Source organism: Kineococcus endophyticus, assembly GCF_040796495.1.
GTDB lineage: Bacteria > Actinomycetota > Actinomycetes > Actinomycetales > Kineococcaceae > Kineococcus > Kineococcus endophyticus.
The window spans coordinates 262,974-280,022 of the sequence record NZ_JBFNQN010000003.1; the positions used below are offsets into that span (position 1 = coordinate 262,974).

The following is a 17,049-nucleotide window of genomic DNA, read 5'->3' on the forward strand; positions in this document are numbered from 1 at the left end:
GAGCCGCACCGCCGTGACCGTCACCGTCGACGAGTCCTTCGCGGGGCGCGTCTACCCGTCCACCGGAACGACCCTGGTGACCGCCGACACGGTCCGGGCCTTCGCCCGGGCCGTGCGGGCGGCCCACCCCAGCCACCACGACGCCGACGCGGCCCGTGCGGCCGGCCACGCCGACGTGGTCGCGCCCCCGACGTTCGCCGTCACCCTCGCCCAGGCCGCCGAGCAGCAGTTCGTCGCCGACCCGGCCGCGGGCATCGACTTCTCCCGCGTCGTCCACGGCGAGGAGCAGTTCACCCACCACCGCCCGATCGTGGCGGGCGACGAGGTCGCCGCCGAGCTCCACGTCGACCGCGTCCGCGTCGTGCGCGGCAACGCCATGGTCACCACGCGCGTCGAGCTCTCCCGCGCGGACGGCACCGCGCTGTCGACGGTCGTCTCGATGCTCGTCGTGCGCGCCCCCGAGCCCGCGACCCCCACGGAGGCCCCCGCGTGAACGCCGACGTGCGCCTCGAGGTCGGCACGGAGCTGCCGACCGCTCGGTACGAGCTCTCCCGCGATGACCTGCGTGCCTACGCGGAGGCCTCCGGGGACCGCAACCCGATCCACCTCGACGAGGTGACCGCCCGCTCGGTCGGGCTGCCCGACGTCATCGCCCACGGGATGCTGACGATGGGCCTGGCCGGCACCGTCGTCGCCGACTGGGTGGGCGACCCGGCCCGCGTCCTGTCGTACGGCACGAAGTTCACCGCCCCCGTCGTCGTCCCGGCCGACGCGCCGGCCGTCGTCGAGGTGGCCGGGACGGTCGTCGCCCTCGACGAGGCCGCCGGCACCGCCGAGGTCGACCTCGTCGTCACGAGCGCCGGGGCGAAGGTCCTGACGCGCGCCCGAGCGGTCGTCGCCCTCTCGTGAGCTCCCCGCTCGTGCCCGCCGCCGCGGCGCTGCGGGCGCGGACGGCGGTCTACGCCGCGTTCGTGCTCAACGGCGCCTTCATGTCCGCGTGGGTCTCCCGCATCCCCTCGGTCCGCGACACCCTCGGCCTGTCCAACAGCGGGATGAGCGTCCTGCTGCTGGCCCTGTCGGCCGGTTCGGTCATCGCGATGCCCCTCGCGGGTGCGGTCGTGCTGCGCATCGGCCCGGCGCGGACGGTCTTCCTCGGCTCGGTGGCCGTCGCGACCGGCCTGGCCGTTGTCGCCGTCTCGGTCGACGGGCTGGGGCTGGTGGCGCCGGCGGCGCTCGGCCTCTTCGTCGCGGGGGCGGGGACCGCGAGCTGGGACGTCGCCATGAACGTGGAGGGCTCGGGCGTCGAACGGCGGCTGGACCGCTCGATCATGTCCCGCTTCCACGCGGCCTGGAGCCTGGGGACCGTCCTGTCGGCCGGGCTGGCCGTCCTGCTGCTGCGCCTCGGCGTGCCGACCTGGACGCACCTGGCCGGGTTCGCCGTCCTCGTCGTGACGGGGACCGCCGTCGCCACCCGGTCCTTCCTCGTGGGTGCGGCCCCCGCGGCGGGGGAGGAGCGGCCCGCCGGCAGCATCACGCTCGGCCAGGCGTGGCGCGAGCCCCGCACGCTCGTCATCGGTGTCCTCGTGCTGTGCATGGCCTTCGTCGAGGGGACGGCCAACGACTGGCTGGCGCTCGGCATCGTCGACGGCCACGACGCCACCCACTCGGTCGGCGTCGCCGGCTTCACGGTCTTCGTCATCGCCATGACCACCGGCCGGCTCAGCGGCCCCTGGCTGCTGGAGACCTTCGGGCGGGTCCGCGCGCTGCGCATCAGCGCCGCGGTCGCGGCCGTCGGGATCGGGGTCTTCGTGCTGTCCCCGAACGTCGGCGTCGCCATGGCCGGCGCGCTGCTGTGGGGGCTCGGCACCGCGCTGGGCTTCCCGACGGGCATGAGCGCGGCCGGTGACCAGGAGGTCAACGCGGCCGTGCGCGTCAGCGTCGTGTCCTCCGTCGGGTACACCGCGTTCCTCGCCGGGCCGCCGCTGCTCGGGCTGCTCGCCGACCACGTCGGCGTCATGACGGCCGTGACCGCGGCCGCCGTCGCCGCGGTCGTCGGGCTCTTCGTCGCCTCGTCCGCCGCCCCGCACTCCGACGGCGTGGCCCTCGGGTCGGCCCGTCGCGGCGCGGCGGGCAAGCTGTCCTCGTGACGACCTCGCTGGCCGACCTGACCACCCTGCGCGTCGGGGGACCGGCCCGCCGTCTCGTGCACGCGCGGACCGAGGCCGAGCTGGTGGACGCCGTGGCGGCGGCCGACGCCGCGGGCGAGCCGCTGCTCCTCGTCGCGGGCGGGTCCAACCTGCTGGTGGCCGACGCGGGCTTCGACGGCACCGTCGTGCACGTCGCCACCGAGGGCGTCCAGGTGGCCTCGGAGGACGCCTGCGGTGGCGGGATCGTCACGGTCGCCGCGGGGCACCGCTTCGACGACTTCGTCGCGACGGCCGTCGAGCGCGGGTGGGCCGGGGTCGAGGCCCTGTCCGGCATCCCCGGCAGCGTCGGCGCCACGCCCGTGCAGAACGTCGGGGCGTACGGCCAGGAGGTCGCGCAGACCGTCGAGACCGTCCGCACCTTCGACCGGGTCGAGCGGCGGCAGCGCACCTTCGTGGCGGCCGAGCTGGACTTCGGCTACCGGACCTCGCTGCTCAAGCGCTCGCGCGTGGCCCTGCACGGGGACCACGCGGAGAGCCGTTACGTCGTCCTCGACGTCACCTTCCAGTTCCCGTTGCGCGCCAACGCCTCCGAGGTCCGCTACCCCGAGCTCGCGCGGCGCCTCGGTGTGGCCGTGGGCGACCTCGCCCCGGCCCGCGACGTCCGGGCGGCGGTGCTCGAGCTGCGCGCGGGCAAGGGGATGGTGTGGGACCCGGCGGACCGCAGCGACCACGACACCTGGAGCGCGGGGTCGTTCTTCACCAACCCCCTGCTCACCCCCGACGAGGCCGCGGCGCTCCCCTCCGACGCGCCGCGGTTCCCCGCCGGGGACGGTCTGGTCAAGACGTCCGCCGCCTGGCTCATCGACCACGCCGGGTTCGGCAAGGGCTTCGGCGCCCCCGGCCCGGCGACCCTGTCGACCAAGCACACCCTGGCGCTGACCAACCGCGGGTCGGCGACCGCCGCCGACCTGCTCGACCTCGCGCGGACCGTCGCCGACGGGGTCGAGGAGCGGTTCGGGGTGCGGCTCGTCCACGAACCCGTCCTCGTGGGCGCCGCGCTCAGCTGACCCGTCCCCGGCTCGCCGCCACCGACACGAGCGCGGCGCGGACCACGTCGAGGGCCTGGTCCGGCGTCAGGCCGGAGTCGAGCGCCCGTTCGACGAACCCCTCCGCCGCCCACCGGACGTCCTCCTCGACGCTCACCCGGGCGGCCACGACGGTCCCCGTCCGCCGCCGGGAGACCACGGTCCCCGCCAGCTCGAGCTCCCGGTAGGCCCGCTGGACCGTCCCGACCGCCAGGCCGAGGTCCGCGGCGAGCGCGCGCGCGGCCGGCAGCCGGTCGCCCTCGCGCAGCGAACCGGTCGTGACGAGGGTCGTGACCTGTTCGCGCAGTTGCTCGTAGGCGGGGACCGCCGAGGCCGTGTCGACGAGGACCCGCAGCTCGCTCACGGCCGGACCTGCACCAGGGCCGGCTCCCGACGCAGACCGCGCGCCGGGACGAGCAGGACGGCGATGGCCAGGAGCAGCAGCGGGATGCCCGACAGCGCCACGCCCGCCGCGACGGCGTCGAGGACGGGCGGCAGGCTCGTGGTCCCCGTCACGACCCGCCCGCCCTCCTCGTAGCTCCAGGTCCCGCCGACGCGGTGGGCGGCGGACCCGCCGACGGCGACGAGCGCTGCCGTGGTGGCCAGGACGGCCGCGGTACTCGCCCGCAGGGCCCGGTGGGCCGCGGCGCGGCGCAGCGTGCCGTCGGTCGCCGCGTCGGCCCCTGCGACCGTCGGTCGCTGCGGGACGCGCAGCAGGACGGCGACGGTCAGCGCGACGGCCAGCGCCGCCGCGAGGGCGATCGGGCCCGCGTAGAAGGCTCCGGGGAAGGGGGTGGCGCTGGCCGAGCTGGCGATGTCGTGGACCGTGATCCCCCGTCCGGACTGGTCGGCCAGCACCGTGCCGACCACGCAGACGCCCCAGAGCAGGGCGGTGGTCCCGGCGAAGAGCACGACCAGGCCGCGCGGTGCGTCCTGGCGGACGCTGCGGACGACGAGCCGGGCGGACCGCAGGCGCTGCGTCGGCCGCGGCCAGGTCAGCTCCCTGACCAGCAGGACCCCTGCGTGCAGGGCCGCGGCGGCCAGTGGAGCGATGGCGACGAGCTGCGTGCGCGCCGGCGACGTCTCGGGCAGGGCCAGTCCGCCGGCGAGCAGGGGCACCGCGAGGGCGAGCCCCGCACCGGCGACGACGGTTCCGCGGCGGCGAGCTCGCACCACGGGCACGGTGAGCTGCGCCGACGGCACGTGCCGGACGAGGAGCACGCAGCCCACCACGATGCCGCCGAGCAGCAGGAGGGTCAGCGGCAGAGCGACGACGAGCGGTGCGAACACGGCGACCTCCTGGACTCAATGAACCAACTCATTGAGTCAATCACACCGCGATGCCCCGCGTCCCCCGTTCCGACACCTCTGCCGGGCTCGCCAGCCAGTCGTCCACGGCCGCGTGCAGCTCGGCCTTCGTCGCCGCGGGGGCGCGCGAGGCGCTGATCGACGCCTTCGCCAGCCCGGCGAGCCCCTCGTCGTCGAAGCCGTGGTCCTCGCGCGCGCTGCGGTACTGCGCGGCCAGCCTCGGCCCGAACAGCAGCGGGTCGTCGGCCCCCAGCGCCACCGTCGCCCCCGCGGACACCAGCTCCCGCAACGGGACGCTCGGCAGGTCGGGGTACACGCCGAGGGACACGTTGCTCGTGGGGCACACTTCCAGGGCGATGCCCGCCGCCACCACCCGCTCCAGCACGCGCGGGTCCTCACCGCTGCGGACCCCGTGGCCGAGGCGGTCCGGGCGCAGCGTCCGCAGTGTCGTCTCGACGTGCTGCGGACCGAGGAGCTCGCCCGAGTGCGGCACGCACGCCAGCCCGGCGTCGCGCGCGATGTCGAAGGCCCCGGCGAACTCGGCGGTTTCCCCGCGCCGCTCGTCGTTCGACAGCCCGAACCCCACGACCGTGCCCGCCCCCTCCCCGGCGTGCCGGGCCGCGAGCCGGGCCAGGGTCCGGGCGTCGAGGGGGTGCCGGATGCGGCTGGCGGCCACGACGACCGCGATCTGCGTCCCCGTGAGGGCCGTGGCGTCCCGCGCCGCCTGCAGGACGACCTCCAGGGCCGGGGTGATGCCCCCGACGTGCACGGCGTACGACGTCGGGTCGACCTGCAGCTCCAGCCAGCGCGACCCCTCCGCGGCGTCGTCCGCGGCCGCCTCGAGGACGATGCGCCGCATGTCGTCCGCCGTCCGCACGCAGGCGCGCGCCGCGTCGTAGAGCCGCTGGAAGCGGAACCAGCCCCGCGCGTCGGGGGAGAGCGTGATCATCGCCTGGGAGCTGAGGGTCGCCGGCAGCCGGATGCCGTGCCGCTCGGCGAGCTCGAGCAGCGTCGACGTCCGCATCGACCCTGTGAAGTGCAGGTGCAGGTGGGCCTTGGGGAGGGTCTCGACCGCGCGCGTCACGCTCCGTGAGTCTGCCAGCACACCCGGCTGCGCGCGGGGCCGGATCGTTGGCCCCTCACTGCCGATCATCGGCAGTGAGGGGCCAACGATGCGGAGGGGGCGTGCGGTGCGGGTGCCGTCAGGCGGGGGGCGAGAGCAGCCCCCGCTGGAACGCCACGGTCACCGCGTGCGTCCTGTCGTCCACGCCCAGCTTCGCGAACGCCCGCAGCAGGTGCGTCTTGACGGTCGCCTCCCCGATGAACAGCTCCCGGCCGATCTCCGCGTTCGTCGCCCCGCGGGCGACGGCGCCCAGGACCTCGAGCTCACGCGGCGTCAGCGTCTCCTGCGCGGGGGCGCGCAGCCGTGCCATGAGCCGCGCCGCCACCGGGGGCGCCAGGACGGTCTCGCCGCGGGCCGCCGCCCGCACGGCCTCGGCCAGCTCGGTGAGCGGGGTGTCCTTGAGGAGGTAGCCCGTGGCGCCCGCCTCGACGGCGCGCACGATGTCGGCGTCCGTCTCGTACGTCGTCAGGACCAGGACGTGCACGGCAGGGTGGTCGCGCCGGATCCGCTCGGTGGCGCTGGCCCCGTCCAGACCGGGCATGCGCAGGTCCATGAGGACGACGTCGGGCTGCAGCGACGCCACGAGCCCGAGCGCCTCCAGTCCGTCACCGGCGCTGCCCACGACCAGCAGGTCGCCGGCCGTGCCCAGCAGCGCCTCGATGCCGCCCCGCACGACGGGGTGGTCGTCGACGACGAGGACGCGGATCACCCGGCGTCGCCGCCGACCAGGTCGACGGGGGCGGGGACCGGAGCGGGCGTCGTGGGCAGCGCGATCCGCACCCGGGTGCCGACCCCCGGCTCCCCGGCCACCTCCAGGACGCCCCCGGCCTCCTCGACGCGCCGCCGCATCCCGGCCAGCCCGAACCCGGTGCCGCCGGTCAGGTCGGCGGCGGCCAGCCCCACGCCGTCGTCGCGGACCTCCAGCGACGCCGTCCCGTCCTCGCTGGACAGCACCACCTGTGCCCGGCCCGCCCCGGCGTGCTTGCGGACGTTGGCCAGGGCCTCCTGAGCCGCCCGCAGCAGCACGACCTGCTGGGCCCGGGGCAGCGTCACCGGGTCCCGGCCCGACACGACGACCTCCACACGCACGCCGCTCTCGCGCGAGACGCGTTCGGCCAGCCGCCGCAGCGCCTCACCGAGGGTGCTGGCGTCCTCCAGGCCCACGGGGCTCATGGCGGCCACGAGGGTGCGCGCCTCGGCCAGCCCCGACCGTGCGGCCCCCTCGATGAGGCCCAGCGCCCGCCGGGTCGGTTCCTCGCGGGCGACCGCGGCGGCGGACTGCGCGAGCAGGACGATGCCGGTGAAGCCCTGCGCGAGGGTGTCGTGGATGTCCGCGGCCATCCGCGAGCGCTCCGCTGCGACGCCCGCGTCGTGGTGCGCCGCAGCCAGTTCCGCGCGGGTGTCCTCCAGTTCGGCGATGAGCTGGGCCCGCTCGGCGCTCTGCTCGACGACGAACGAGATCCAGACGCCGAGCACGCAGGTGAAACCGACGGACACGAGCATGGAGACCGCGATGTCCATCGTCGCGGCCGAGGGCCCGTACCCGGCGGACATGCCGACGAGCCCGGCCGCCGCGGTGGCCACCGTCCACACCACGCCCTCGCGCCGGGTGTCGGTGAGGAACCACGTCTGCGGGAAGGCGATGAAGAGCAGGAAGCTCAGCTGCGGGTCGGCGGCGTAGGCCCCGCACAGGCCCACGACGGCGACCGCCAGGTAGGCCCGGGCCCGCCAGTCGCGCCGGCGTGCCCCGGGCACCGCGAGCAGGACGTAGGCGAGCGCGACGGCCCCGACCGCCAGCGCCGCGAGCGTCCTGTCGGGGTCGTGGGAGGCCAGCAGCACGACCCCGGCGATGGCGACGAACAGGCCGAACGCCCCGTGCCACCCGGGCACGCTGCGCACCCACCACGACCCCGCGCTCTGCGGGCCCGCCGTCGACCAGCGCTCACGGGGTGTCGGCACGGTCCCCATGCTGCCGCCTGCCCGCCCGCGACCGGTCGACGTCGGCCTCAGCGGACCTCGGCCAGCAGCTGCTGGATCCGCTCGACACCCGCGACGAGGTCGGCGTCGGCCAGGGCGTAGGACAGGCGCAGGAACCCGCTGGGCCCGAACGCCTCTCCGGGGACGACCGCGACCTCGGCCTCGGTGAGGACGAGCTCGGCCAGCCGGGCGGAGGAGGTGATCTCGTGCCCCCGCAACGTCTTGCCGATGAGCCCCTCGACGCTGGGGTAGGCGTAGAACGCGCCCTGCGGCAGCGGACAGTCCACGCCCTCGACCGCGTCGAGCATGGAGACCATCGTCCGGCGGCGGCGGTCGAAGGCCTCGCGCATCTGCGCGACGGCCGTCAGGTCGCCCGTGAGGGCCTGCACGGCCGCGCGCTGGGAGACGTTGGCGACGTTGGAGGACAGGTGGGACTGCAGGTTGCCCGCCGCCTTGACGACGTCGGCCGGGGCGATCATCCAGCCCACGCGCCAGCCCGTCATGGCGTACGTCTTGGCCACGCCGTTGAGGACGATGGTCGTGTCGGCCAGCTCGGGCACCTCGACGGGCATCGACGCGGCCCGCACGCCGTCGTAGACGAGGTGCTCGTAGATCTCGTCGGTGACGACCCAGACCCCGTGCTCGAGCGCCCAGTGCCCGATGGCCCGGACCTCCTCGGGGGTGTAGACCGCGCCGGTCGGGTTCGAGGGGGAGTTGAACAGCAGCGCCTTGGTGCGCGGGGTGCGCGCCGCCTCGAGCTGCTCGACGGTCACCTTGTAGCCGGCCTCGAGCCCGGCGAACACCTCGACGGCCACCCCGCCGGCCAGCCGGGCCGCCTCGGGGTAGGTCGTCCAGTACGGCGCGGGCAGCAGCAGTTCGTCGCCCGGGTCGAGGATCGCCGCGAACGCCTCGTAGACGGCCTGCTTGCCGCCGTTGGTCACCAGCACCTGGCCGGGGGAGACCTCGTAACCGGAGTCCCGCAGCGTCTTCGCCGCGATCGCCTCCTTGAGCACGGGCAGCCCGCCGGCGGGGGTGTAGCGGTGGTTGGCGGGGTCCTGGCAGGCCGCCACGGCCGCGTCGACGATCGCCTGCGGCGTGGGGAAGTCCGGCTCGCCGGCGCCGAAGCCGATGACCGGGCGGCCGGCGGCCTTGAGCGCCTTCGCCTTCGCGTCCACCGCGAGGGTCGCGGACTCGGCGATGCCGCCGACGCGGGCCGAGACCCGGGACCGGGCCTGCTCGGGAGCGGTGGGCTGGGGACTCGTCTGCGCGGTCACGCCGCTCATCCTTCCACCCCGCGGAGGGGACGGTTCGACTCCCGGGGCTGCCGTCACCTATGGTGGTCGCGGCGGTCCCCGTACCGCTGCGGTGGAGCACGCCTCACGGCGGGCGATCCGCGAAGGGCAGTGGCGCAATTGGTAGCGCACCGGTCTCCAAAACCGGCGGTTGTGGGTTCGAGTCCCTCCTGCCCTGCGAGCACCACCCGTGGGCCGGTCTCCCGGCCCACGTTCCCAGGAGGCGAGCACAGGAGCGGGGCAGCCGACGTGAGCCAGACGACGAAGGCCGTCACCGAGCCCGGTGAGTCCAAGCGGCGCACCGGTCTGCTCCTGTTCCTGCGGCAGGTCGTCGAGGAGCTGCGCAAGGTCGTCTGGCCGAGCCGCCGCGACCTGCTCAGCTACACGGGCGTCGTCCTCGTCTTCGTCGTGGTGATGATGCTCTTCGTCTCCTTGCTGGACTACGGCATCGGCAAGCTCATCCTGCTGGTGTTCGGGTCCTGACGAGCGTCGGCGCGTCCCCGCCTGGGGCGCGTGAGTCCCGTACCCCGAAGGAAGCAGGTCAGCACGTGTCGGAGCAGTGGGGTCGTCCCTCGGACGACGACCGGTCGGACGAGTCGTTCGACGCGACCCAGTCCTACGACGCCGAGGACGTCCGCGACGACGCCGAGGCGGACGTCGAGGCCGACGACGAGCAGGCCGCTGACACCCCCGACGCCCCCGTGGGCGACGCCCTGGGCGCGCCCGAGGCCGAGCTCGACGGTGCCGAGACGGGTGACCTGAGCGCCGAGGCGGACGACGTCCTGGCCGAGGACGAGGCGGCCGAGGACGAGGCGCCCGAGGGCGAGCAGACGGAGGCCGCCGGCGAGGCGCTCGACGCGGGCGAGGGTGACGTCGACGAGGCCGCGGAGTTCCGCAAGAAGCTGCGGCGCATGCCCGGTGAGTGGTTCGTCATCCACTCCTACGCCGGCTACGAGAACCGCGTGAAGACGAACCTCGAGACGCGCATGACGTCCCTCAACATGGAGGACTACATCTTCCAGGTCGAGGTGCCCATGGAGGAGGTCGTCGAGGTCAAGAACGGCCAGCGCAAGAACGTCCGCCGCGTGCGCATCCCCGGTTACGTCCTCGTCCGCATGGACCTGACGGACGAGTCGTGGGGCGCCGTCCGGCACACCCCGGGCGTCACGGGCTTCGTCGGCAACACCCACCAGCCCGTCCCGCTGTCGCAGGACGAGATCTTCTCGATGCTGGCCCCGACGCTGACCCCCAAGCCGCAGGCGGGGGAGAAGGCGACCTCCGGCGGCGGCACCGCCACCGCGACGGCGACCAAGGTCGTCGACTTCGAGGTCGGCGAGTCGGTCACGGTCATGGAGGGCCCCTTCGAGACCCTCCCGGCGACCATCTCGGAGATCTCCGCCGACCGCCAGAAGCTCACCGTGCTGGTCTCGATCTTCGGCCGGGAGACGCCGGTCGAGCTCAACTTCAACCAGGTCGCCAAGATCTGACTCGCCTCGCGACGAGCGAACCCCCTGTCCCGCACCGGGTCAGGGGGTTCCTCCGTTCCGCGGCCACGGGCGTGGTCCCCGGGCCGTGCGCCGGCGTCGTAGACTGGACGACGGCCTCCAACCACTCGTCGCCCGATCCGCGGGCACCGAAGGGCCGTTCACGCATCCGAGGAAGGGATCGCTCATGCCCCCCAAGAAGAAGGTCGCCGGGCTCATCAAGCTCCAGATCAAGGCCGGCCAGGCGACCCCGGCCCCGCCGATCGGCCCCGCGCTCGGTCAGCACGGCGTGAACATCATGGAGTTCTGCAAGGCGTACAACGCCCAGACCGAGGCCCAGCGCGGCAACGTCATCCCGGTCGAGATCACGGTCTACGAGGACCGCTCGTTCACCTTCATCACGAAGACCCCGCCGGCCGCCGAGCTGATCAAGAAGGCCGCCGGCGTCGACAAGGGGTCGGGCGAGCCGCACGTGAAGAAGGTCGCCAACCTCACCCAGGCCCAGGTGCGCGAGATCGCGGAGCAGAAGCTCCAGGACCTCAACGCCAAGGACGTGGACATGGCCGCGCGCATCATCGCCGGCACCGCCCGTTCCATGGGCATCACCGTCTCCGACTGAGCACCCGCTCGGCCGGTCCCAGTGGCAGGGCCCGCGCGGCCCGTCCGACCACGACTCCACCCACTCAAGGAGCAGCAGTGAAGCGCAGCAAGGCCTACCGCGCCGCCGTCGAGAAGATCGACGGCGACGAGCTCTACGCCCCCCTCGACGCCGTGAAGCTGGCGCGCGAGACCTCCACCGTGAAGTACGACGCGACCGTCGAGGTCGCGTTCCGCCTCGGGGTGGACCCGCGCAAGGCCGACCAGATGGTCCGCGGCACCGTCAACCTGCCGCACGGCACCGGCAAGACCGCCCGCGTGCTGGTCTTCGCCGTCGGTGACCGCGCCGCCCAGGCCGAGGCCGCCGGCGCCGACATCGTCGGTGGCGACGAGCTCATCGACGAGGTGGCCAAGGGCCGCCTCGACTTCGACGCCGCCGTCGCGACGCCGGACCTCATGGGCAAGGTCGGCCGTCTGGGCAAGGTGCTGGGTCCCCGTGGCCTCATGCCGAACCCGAAGACCGGCACCGTGACCATGGACGTCGCCAAGGCCGTCACCGAGATCAAGGGCGGGAAGATCGAGTTCCGCACCGACAAGCACGCCAACCTGCACTTCATCATCGGCAAGGCGTCCTTCGACGACACCCAGCTCGTCGAGAACTACTCCGCTGCGCTCGACGAGGTGCTGCGCCTCAAGCCGTCCTCCTCCAAGGGCCGCTACCTGCGCAAGGCGACCATCACCACCACGATGGGCCCCGGCATCCCCGTGGACCCGGCGCTCACCCGCAACCTGACGGGCGAGGCCACCTCCGCCTGACACGAGGCGACAGCTCCGTCCGCAGGGGCGGGATCCCGACAGGGGTCCCGCCCCTGCGGCGTCCCGGGCGCCGGTCGCGTGGTCGGGACCACCCCGTCACGGCGTGTAGGCTGGGGTCGTACCGAAGACCGCCGGTCGCCGCCTCCTCCGGGAGCGGCCGAAGGCCCCGTGCACACGGGCGACCTGCGCAGGTGAGCAAGAGCTTCGAGAATCCTTCGACGCCCCGTGCCGCGCCTGCGCCGGGGCGTTTCGTGCGTCCAGGGCCCGACCGGCTCCCCCGAGACGAAGGAAGGAGGGCACCCGTGCCGAAGCCCAGGAACATCGCGGCCGTGAAGCAGCTCACGGCCCTGTTCGAGGCGTCCAACGCCGCCGTGCTCACCGAGTACCGGGGGTTGTCCGTCGCGCAGATCACCAACCTGCGCCGGGCGCTGGGTCCTGACACGACCTACGCGGTCCTCAAGAACACGCTGACCAGCATCGCTGCGAAGGAAGCCGGCGTCACGGCTTTCGAGGGGCAGCTGTCCGGCCCCTCCGCGATCGCCTTCATCACCGGTGACCCGGTGGAGGCGGCCAAGGGTCTGCGTGACTTCGCGAAGGCCAACCCCCAGCTGATCGTCAAGAGCGGCATGCTCGACGGTCGCGCCATCAGCGCCGCTGAGGTCACTGCCCTGGCCGACCTGGAGAGCCGCGAGGTCCTCCTGGCCAAGGTCGCCGGTGTCCTCAAGGCGTCCCAGTCCAAGGCCGCTGCGCTGTTCCAGGCGCCGCTGTCGAAGACCGTCCGCACCGTGGAAGCGTTGCGGGAGAAGCAGGCCGGTTCCGAAGCCGCCTGACCCAGGCGACCGACGAGCTCGACCACACCACCCGCCCGCAGGCGCACACCTGCGGATCACCCCAGCACAGGAAGGACCGCCACCATGGCGAAGCTCAGCACCGAAGAGCTCATCGACGCGTTCAAGGAGCTCACGCTCATCGAGCTCTCCGAGTTCGTGAAGCAGTTCGAGGAGACCTTCGACGTCACCGCCGCCGCCCCCGTGGCGATCGCGGGCCCGGGCGGTGGCGGCGGCGCCGCTGCTGCCGAGGCCGAGGAGGAGAAGGACGAGTTCGACGTCATCCTCGCCGCCGCCGGTGACAAGAAGATCGGCGTCATCAAGGAGGTCCGCGCGCTGACCTCCCTCGGCCTCAAGGAGGCCAAGGACCTCGTCGACGGCGCCCCCAAGCCCGTCCTCGAGAAGGTCAACAAGGAGACCGCCGAGAAGGCGAAGGCGCAGCTCGAGGGCGCCGGCGCCACCGTCGAGCTCAAGTGATGCACGCCCCGGCCTGACCGGGGCGCACCACGCCGCAGGGGCGGCCGGACGACTCGTCCGGCCGCCCCCGTGCGTTCCCGGCCCTCTCCGGGCGGGCGTCCGGGTGACGCGCCGTCCACAGCGCGGGGAGTCGCCTTGACGCGGCTCCCGCGGCGGAGCATCCTCGTCACCGGTCGTACCTGACCCTGGTACCGCAGCGACAACGCCGTCGTGGGTGCCCCGGGGGTCCGGCCCGGGTTCGTCGTGAACCGGGGTTGGACTTGCGCGCGTGTGCACGCTATGCTGTTGTTTTGCGCTGCCCAAAGTCATATGGCCGGTCGTCGCCGTGGGAACGACCGAGTGGGGCGGGGAGCGCGCAACGTTCGCAGGCCCGTGGAAGGACCCCTCTTGGCTGCCTCGCGTCCAGCGTCCGCACCGAACAGCACCGGCACCCTCGTCGTCGGCAACCAGTCGCCGCGCACCGTCTCCGGACGGTACTCCTTCGGCAAGATCCACGAACCGCTTGAGGTCCCCGACCTCCTGGCGCTGCAGACCGACAGCTTCGACTGGCTGCTCGGCAACAAGCGCTGGCAGGACCGGGTGGAGGCGTCCACCAACGGTGGGCTCGCCGTCCCGACGACCTCCGGTCTGGAGGAGATCTTCGAGGAGATCTCCCCGATCGAGGACTTCTCCGGCTCCATGTCGCTGTCGTTCCGCGACCACCGGTTCGAGCCGCCGAAGTACTCGCTCGACGACTGCAAGGAGCGCGACCTCACCTACGCCGCCCCGCTGTTCGTCACGGCGGAGTTCATCAACGGCAACACCGGTGAGATCAAGTCCCAGACGGTCTTCATGGGCGACTTCCCGCTCATGACCGACCGGGGCACCTTCGTCATCAACGGCACCGAGCGCGTCGTCGTCTCGCAGCTCGTCCGCTCGCCCGGCATCTACTTCGAGCGCGTCCCGGACAAGACGTCCGACCGCGACACCTGGACCGCGAAGATCATCCCCTCGCGCGGTGCCTGGCTCGAGTTCGAGATCGACAAGCGCGACACCGTCGGCGTCCGCGTCGACCGCAAGCGCAAGCAGTCCGTCACGGTCCTCATGAAGGCCCTGGGCTGGAGCGAGTCCCAGATCCGCGAGGAGTTCGCCGACTACGAGTCGATGATCTCCACGCTGGAGAAGGACCACACCGCCGGCGTCGAGGACGCACTGCTGGACATCTACCGCAAGCTGCGTCCGGGCGAACCGCCGACGCAGGAGGCCGCGCGCAACCTGCTCGACAACCTCTACTTCAACCCCAAGCGCTACGACCTCGCCAAGGTCGGCCGCTACAAGGTGAACAAGAAGCTCGGCACCGAGGAGCCGCTGTCCGACAGCGTCCTGTCGGTCGACGACATCGTGCGCACCATCAAGTACCTGGTGAAGCTGCACGCCGGCGAGGTCTCGATGCCGGGCGTCAAGAACGGCCAGCCCGTCGACACCCGCGTCGAGGTCGACGACATCGACCACTTCGGCAACCGCCGCCTGCGCAGCGTCGGCGAGCTCATCCAGAACCAGGTCCGCACCGGCCTGTCCCGGATGGAGCGCGTCGTGCGCGAGCGCATGACGACGCAGGACGTCGAGGCCATCACGCCGCAGACGCTCATCAACATCCGTCCCGTCGTCGCCTCCATCAAGGAGTTCTTCGGGACGAGCCAGCTGTCGCAGTTCATGGACCAGACCAACCCGCTCGCGGGTCTGACCCACAAGCGCCGCCTGTCGGCGCTGGGGCCGGGCGGTCTGTCGCGTGAGCGCGCCGGCATGGAGGTCCGCGACGTCCACCCGTCGCACTACGGCCGCATGTGCCCGATCGAGACCCCCGAGGGTCCGAACATCGGTCTGATCGGCTCGCTGTCCTCCTACGGGCGCATCAACCCGTTCGGCTTCATCGAGACGCCGTACCGCAGGATCGTCGACGGCAAGGTCTCCGACGACGTCGACTACCTGACGGCCGACGAGGAGGACTCCTTCGTCATCGCCCAGGCGAACGCGCCGCTGAACCCGGACGGCTCCTTCGCCGAGGCCCGCGTCCTGGTGCGCGCCAAGGGTGGTGAGACGGAGTTCGTCCCGAACTCCGACGTCGACTACATGGACGTCGCCGCCCGGCAGATGGTCTCCGTCGCGACCGCGATGATCCCGTTCCTCGAGCACGACGACGCGAACCGCGCGCTCATGGGCGCGAACATGCAGCGTCAGGCCGTGCCGCTGGTCAAGACCGAGGCCCCGCTCGTCGGCACCGGCATGGAGTTCCGTGCCGCCGTCGACGCCGGCGACGTGGTCGTCGCGACCAAGGCCGGTGTCGCCACCGAGGTGTCCGCCGACCTCATCACCGTGTCCAACGACGACGGCTCCACGACCAGCTACAAGGTCGCGAAGTTCCGTCGCTCCAACCACGGCACCGCGTACAACCAGCAGGTCGTCATCGAGGAGGGCGCGCGCGTCGAGGTCGGCACCGTCCTCGCCGACGGTCCCTCCACCGACGGTGGCGAGATGGCCCTGGGCCGCAACCTCATGGTCGCGTTCATGCCGTGGGAGGGCCACAACTACGAGGACGCGATCATCCTGTCGCAGCGCCTCGTGCAGGACGACGTCCTGTCCTCGATCCACATCGAGGAGCACGAGGTCGACGCCCGCGACACCAAGCTGGGCCCCGAGGAGATCACGCGGGACATCCCGAACGTGGCCGAGGAGGTGCTGGCCGACCTCGACGAGCGCGGGATCATCCGCATCGGCGCCGAGGTCCGCGACGGCGACCTGCTCGTCGGCAAGGTCACGCCCAAGGGCGAGACCGAGCTGACCCCGGAGGAGCGCCTGCTGCGCGCCATCTTCGGTGAGAAGGCCCGCGAGGTCCGCGACACCTCGCTGAAGGTGCCCCACGGCGAGACCGGCACCGTCATCGGCGTCAAGGTCTTCGACCGCGACGAGGGCGACGAGCTGCCCCCGGGCGTGAACCAGCTGGTGCGCGTCTACGTGGCCAACAAGCGCAAGATCACCGACGGTGACAAGCTCGCCGGCCGTCACGGCAACAAGGGCGTCATCTCCAAGATCCTGCCCGTCGAGGACATGCCGTTCCTCGAGGACGGGACGCCGGTCGACGTCATCCTCAACCCGCTCGGCGTGCCGAGCCGGATGAACGTCGGTCAGGTCCTGGAGCTGCACCTGGGCTGGATCGCCAGCCGCGGCTGGGAGATCGAGGGCCAGCCGGACTGGGCCGAGCTCATCCCCGAGGAGATCCGGTCCGCGCCGGCCGGCTCCCGCATCGCGACGCCCGTCTTCGACGGTGCGCGCGAGGAGGAGATCACCGGGCTGCTGAGCTCCACGCTCAAGACGCGCGACGGCGACCGCCTCGTCCAGGGCGACGGCAAGGCGCGGCTGTTCGACGGCCGCTCCGGCGAGCCGTTCCCGGACCCGGTCTCGGTCGGCTACATGTACATCCTGAAGCTGCACCACCTGGTCGACGACAAGATCCACGCCCGCTCGACCGGTCCGTACTCGATGATCACGCAGCAGCCGCTGGGTGGTAAGGCGCAGTTCGGTGGTCAGCGCTTCGGCGAGATGGAGGTCTGGGCCCTGGAGGCCTACGGCGCCGCCTACGCCCTGCAGGAGCTGCTCACGATCAAGTCCGACGACGTCCTCGGCCGCGTGAAGGTGTACGAGGCCATCGTCAAGGGCGAGAACATCCCCGAGCCGGGCATCCCCGAGTCCTTCAAGGTGCTCATCAAGGAGATGCAGTCGCTCTGCCTGAACGTGGAGGTCCTCTCCTCGGACGGCATGGCGATCGAGATGCGCGACAGCGACGAGGACGTCTTCCGGGCGGCCGAGGAGCTGGGCATCGACCTGGCGCGGCGCGAACCCAGCAGCGTCGAAGAGGTCTGACGGAGGAGCGGGTGGGGGA

At 72.8% G+C, this 17,049-nt stretch carries 17 protein-coding genes and 1 tRNA gene; 12 read left to right on the plus strand and 6 right to left on the minus strand.

Annotated elements, in window-relative coordinates:
- Nucleotides 1–13 precede the first annotated feature (13 nt).
- From AB1207_RS05455 to AB1207_RS05470, 4 genes are read left to right on the plus strand one after another with little or no spacing between them, the layout of a single operon-like run.
- Nucleotides 14–493 (plus strand): FAS1-like dehydratase domain-containing protein, encoded by a 480-nt coding sequence (locus AB1207_RS05455; RefSeq protein WP_367636802.1) that lies wholly within the window; start codon nucleotides 14–16, stop codon nucleotides 491–493.
- Nucleotides 490–909, plus strand: a complete 420-nt coding sequence (locus AB1207_RS05460; protein WP_367636803.1) for a MaoC/PaaZ C-terminal domain-containing protein — start codon at nucleotides 490–492, stop codon at nucleotides 907–909. The genes AB1207_RS05455 and AB1207_RS05460 overlap by 4 nt, the downstream gene beginning before the upstream one ends.
- Entirely contained in the window at nucleotides 906–2,147 is a 1,242-nt protein-coding gene (locus AB1207_RS05465; protein ID WP_367636805.1) for an MFS transporter, read from the plus strand. Before AB1207_RS05460 ends, AB1207_RS05465 begins: the two co-directional genes overlap by 4 nt.
- Nucleotides 2,144–3,214 (plus strand): UDP-N-acetylmuramate dehydrogenase, encoded by a 1,071-nt coding sequence (locus tag AB1207_RS05470; protein ID WP_367636807.1) that lies wholly within the window; start codon nucleotides 2,144–2,146, stop codon nucleotides 3,212–3,214. Before AB1207_RS05465 ends, AB1207_RS05470 begins: the two co-directional genes overlap by 4 nt.
- On the opposite strand, the gene AB1207_RS05475 is transcribed toward AB1207_RS05470, so the two are convergent.
- From AB1207_RS05475 to AB1207_RS05500, 6 genes are all read right to left on the minus strand, one after another.
- Nucleotides 3,207–3,596, minus strand: a complete 390-nt coding sequence (locus AB1207_RS05475) for a GntR family transcriptional regulator (RefSeq protein WP_367636809.1) — start codon at nucleotides 3,594–3,596, stop codon at nucleotides 3,207–3,209. The genes AB1207_RS05470 and AB1207_RS05475 overlap by 8 nt on opposite strands.
- Nucleotides 3,593–4,522, minus strand: coding sequence for a hypothetical protein (locus AB1207_RS05480; RefSeq protein WP_367636811.1), 930 nt, complete (start codon nucleotides 4,520–4,522; stop codon nucleotides 3,593–3,595). The genes AB1207_RS05475 and AB1207_RS05480 overlap by 4 nt, the downstream gene beginning before the upstream one ends.
- Nucleotides 4,523–4,562: 40 nt before the next feature.
- A complete protein-coding gene (locus AB1207_RS05485; protein WP_367636813.1) occupies nucleotides 4,563–5,624 on the minus strand; it encodes an adenosine deaminase in 1,062 nt (353 codons plus the stop codon).
- A 118-nt stretch (nucleotides 5,625–5,742) separates the two neighbouring features.
- Nucleotides 5,743–6,372, minus strand: a complete 630-nt coding sequence (locus AB1207_RS05490) for a response regulator (protein ID WP_367636814.1) — start codon at nucleotides 6,370–6,372, stop codon at nucleotides 5,743–5,745.
- Nucleotides 6,369–7,622 carry a sensor histidine kinase gene (locus AB1207_RS05495; protein WP_367636816.1) on the minus strand — a complete coding sequence of 418 codons (1,254 nt, stop codon included), beginning with the start codon at nucleotides 7,620–7,622 and terminating at the stop codon, nucleotides 6,369–6,371. The genes AB1207_RS05490 and AB1207_RS05495 overlap by 4 nt, the downstream gene beginning before the upstream one ends.
- Before the next feature lie 47 nt (nucleotides 7,623–7,669).
- Nucleotides 7,670–8,923: a pyridoxal phosphate-dependent aminotransferase gene (locus AB1207_RS05500; protein ID WP_367636817.1), complete on the minus strand. Its 1,254-nt coding sequence runs from the start codon at nucleotides 8,921–8,923 to the stop codon at nucleotides 7,670–7,672.
- Nucleotides 8,924–9,037: 114 nt separating this feature from the next.
- Between AB1207_RS05500 and AB1207_RS05505 the strand changes: the two genes are divergently transcribed.
- The 8 genes from AB1207_RS05505 to rpoB all read left to right on the plus strand — a co-directional run bounded on the left by AB1207_RS05505 (nucleotide 9,038) and on the right by rpoB (nucleotide 17,030).
- Nucleotides 9,038–9,110, plus strand: a tRNA-Trp gene (locus AB1207_RS05505).
- A gap of 71 nt (nucleotides 9,111–9,181) precedes the next feature.
- Nucleotides 9,182–9,415 carry a preprotein translocase subunit SecE gene (gene secE, locus AB1207_RS05510; RefSeq protein WP_367636818.1) on the plus strand — a complete coding sequence of 78 codons (234 nt, stop codon included), beginning with the start codon at nucleotides 9,182–9,184 and terminating at the stop codon, nucleotides 9,413–9,415.
- Nucleotides 9,416–9,480: 65 nt separating this feature from the next.
- The gene (gene nusG, locus AB1207_RS05515; RefSeq protein ID WP_367636820.1) at nucleotides 9,481–10,419 is read left to right on the plus strand and encodes a transcription termination/antitermination protein NusG; all 939 of its coding nucleotides are present in this window, start codon (nucleotides 9,481–9,483) and stop codon (nucleotides 10,417–10,419) included.
- 184 nt (nucleotides 10,420–10,603) lie between these two features.
- Nucleotides 10,604–11,035, plus strand: a complete 432-nt coding sequence (gene rplK / locus AB1207_RS05520) for a 50S ribosomal protein L11 (protein ID WP_367636821.1) — start codon at nucleotides 10,604–10,606, stop codon at nucleotides 11,033–11,035.
- A gap of 77 nt (nucleotides 11,036–11,112) precedes the next feature.
- Nucleotides 11,113–11,829 (plus strand): 50S ribosomal protein L1, encoded by a 717-nt coding sequence (gene rplA / locus AB1207_RS05525; RefSeq protein WP_366172937.1) that lies wholly within the window; start codon nucleotides 11,113–11,115, stop codon nucleotides 11,827–11,829.
- A gap of 302 nt (nucleotides 11,830–12,131) precedes the next feature.
- The gene (rplJ, locus tag AB1207_RS05530; protein WP_367636822.1) at nucleotides 12,132–12,659 is read left to right on the plus strand and encodes a 50S ribosomal protein L10; all 528 of its coding nucleotides are present in this window, start codon (nucleotides 12,132–12,134) and stop codon (nucleotides 12,657–12,659) included.
- Nucleotides 12,660–12,743: 84 nt separating this feature from the next.
- Nucleotides 12,744–13,133 (plus strand): 50S ribosomal protein L7/L12, encoded by a 390-nt coding sequence (gene rplL, locus AB1207_RS05535; protein WP_367636823.1) that lies wholly within the window; start codon nucleotides 12,744–12,746, stop codon nucleotides 13,131–13,133.
- 387 nt (nucleotides 13,134–13,520) lie between these two features.
- A complete protein-coding gene (gene rpoB, locus AB1207_RS05540) occupies nucleotides 13,521–17,030 on the plus strand; it encodes a DNA-directed RNA polymerase subunit beta (RefSeq protein WP_367636824.1) in 3,510 nt (1,169 codons plus the stop codon).
- The last annotated feature ends 19 nt before the right edge of the window (nucleotides 17,031–17,049 follow it).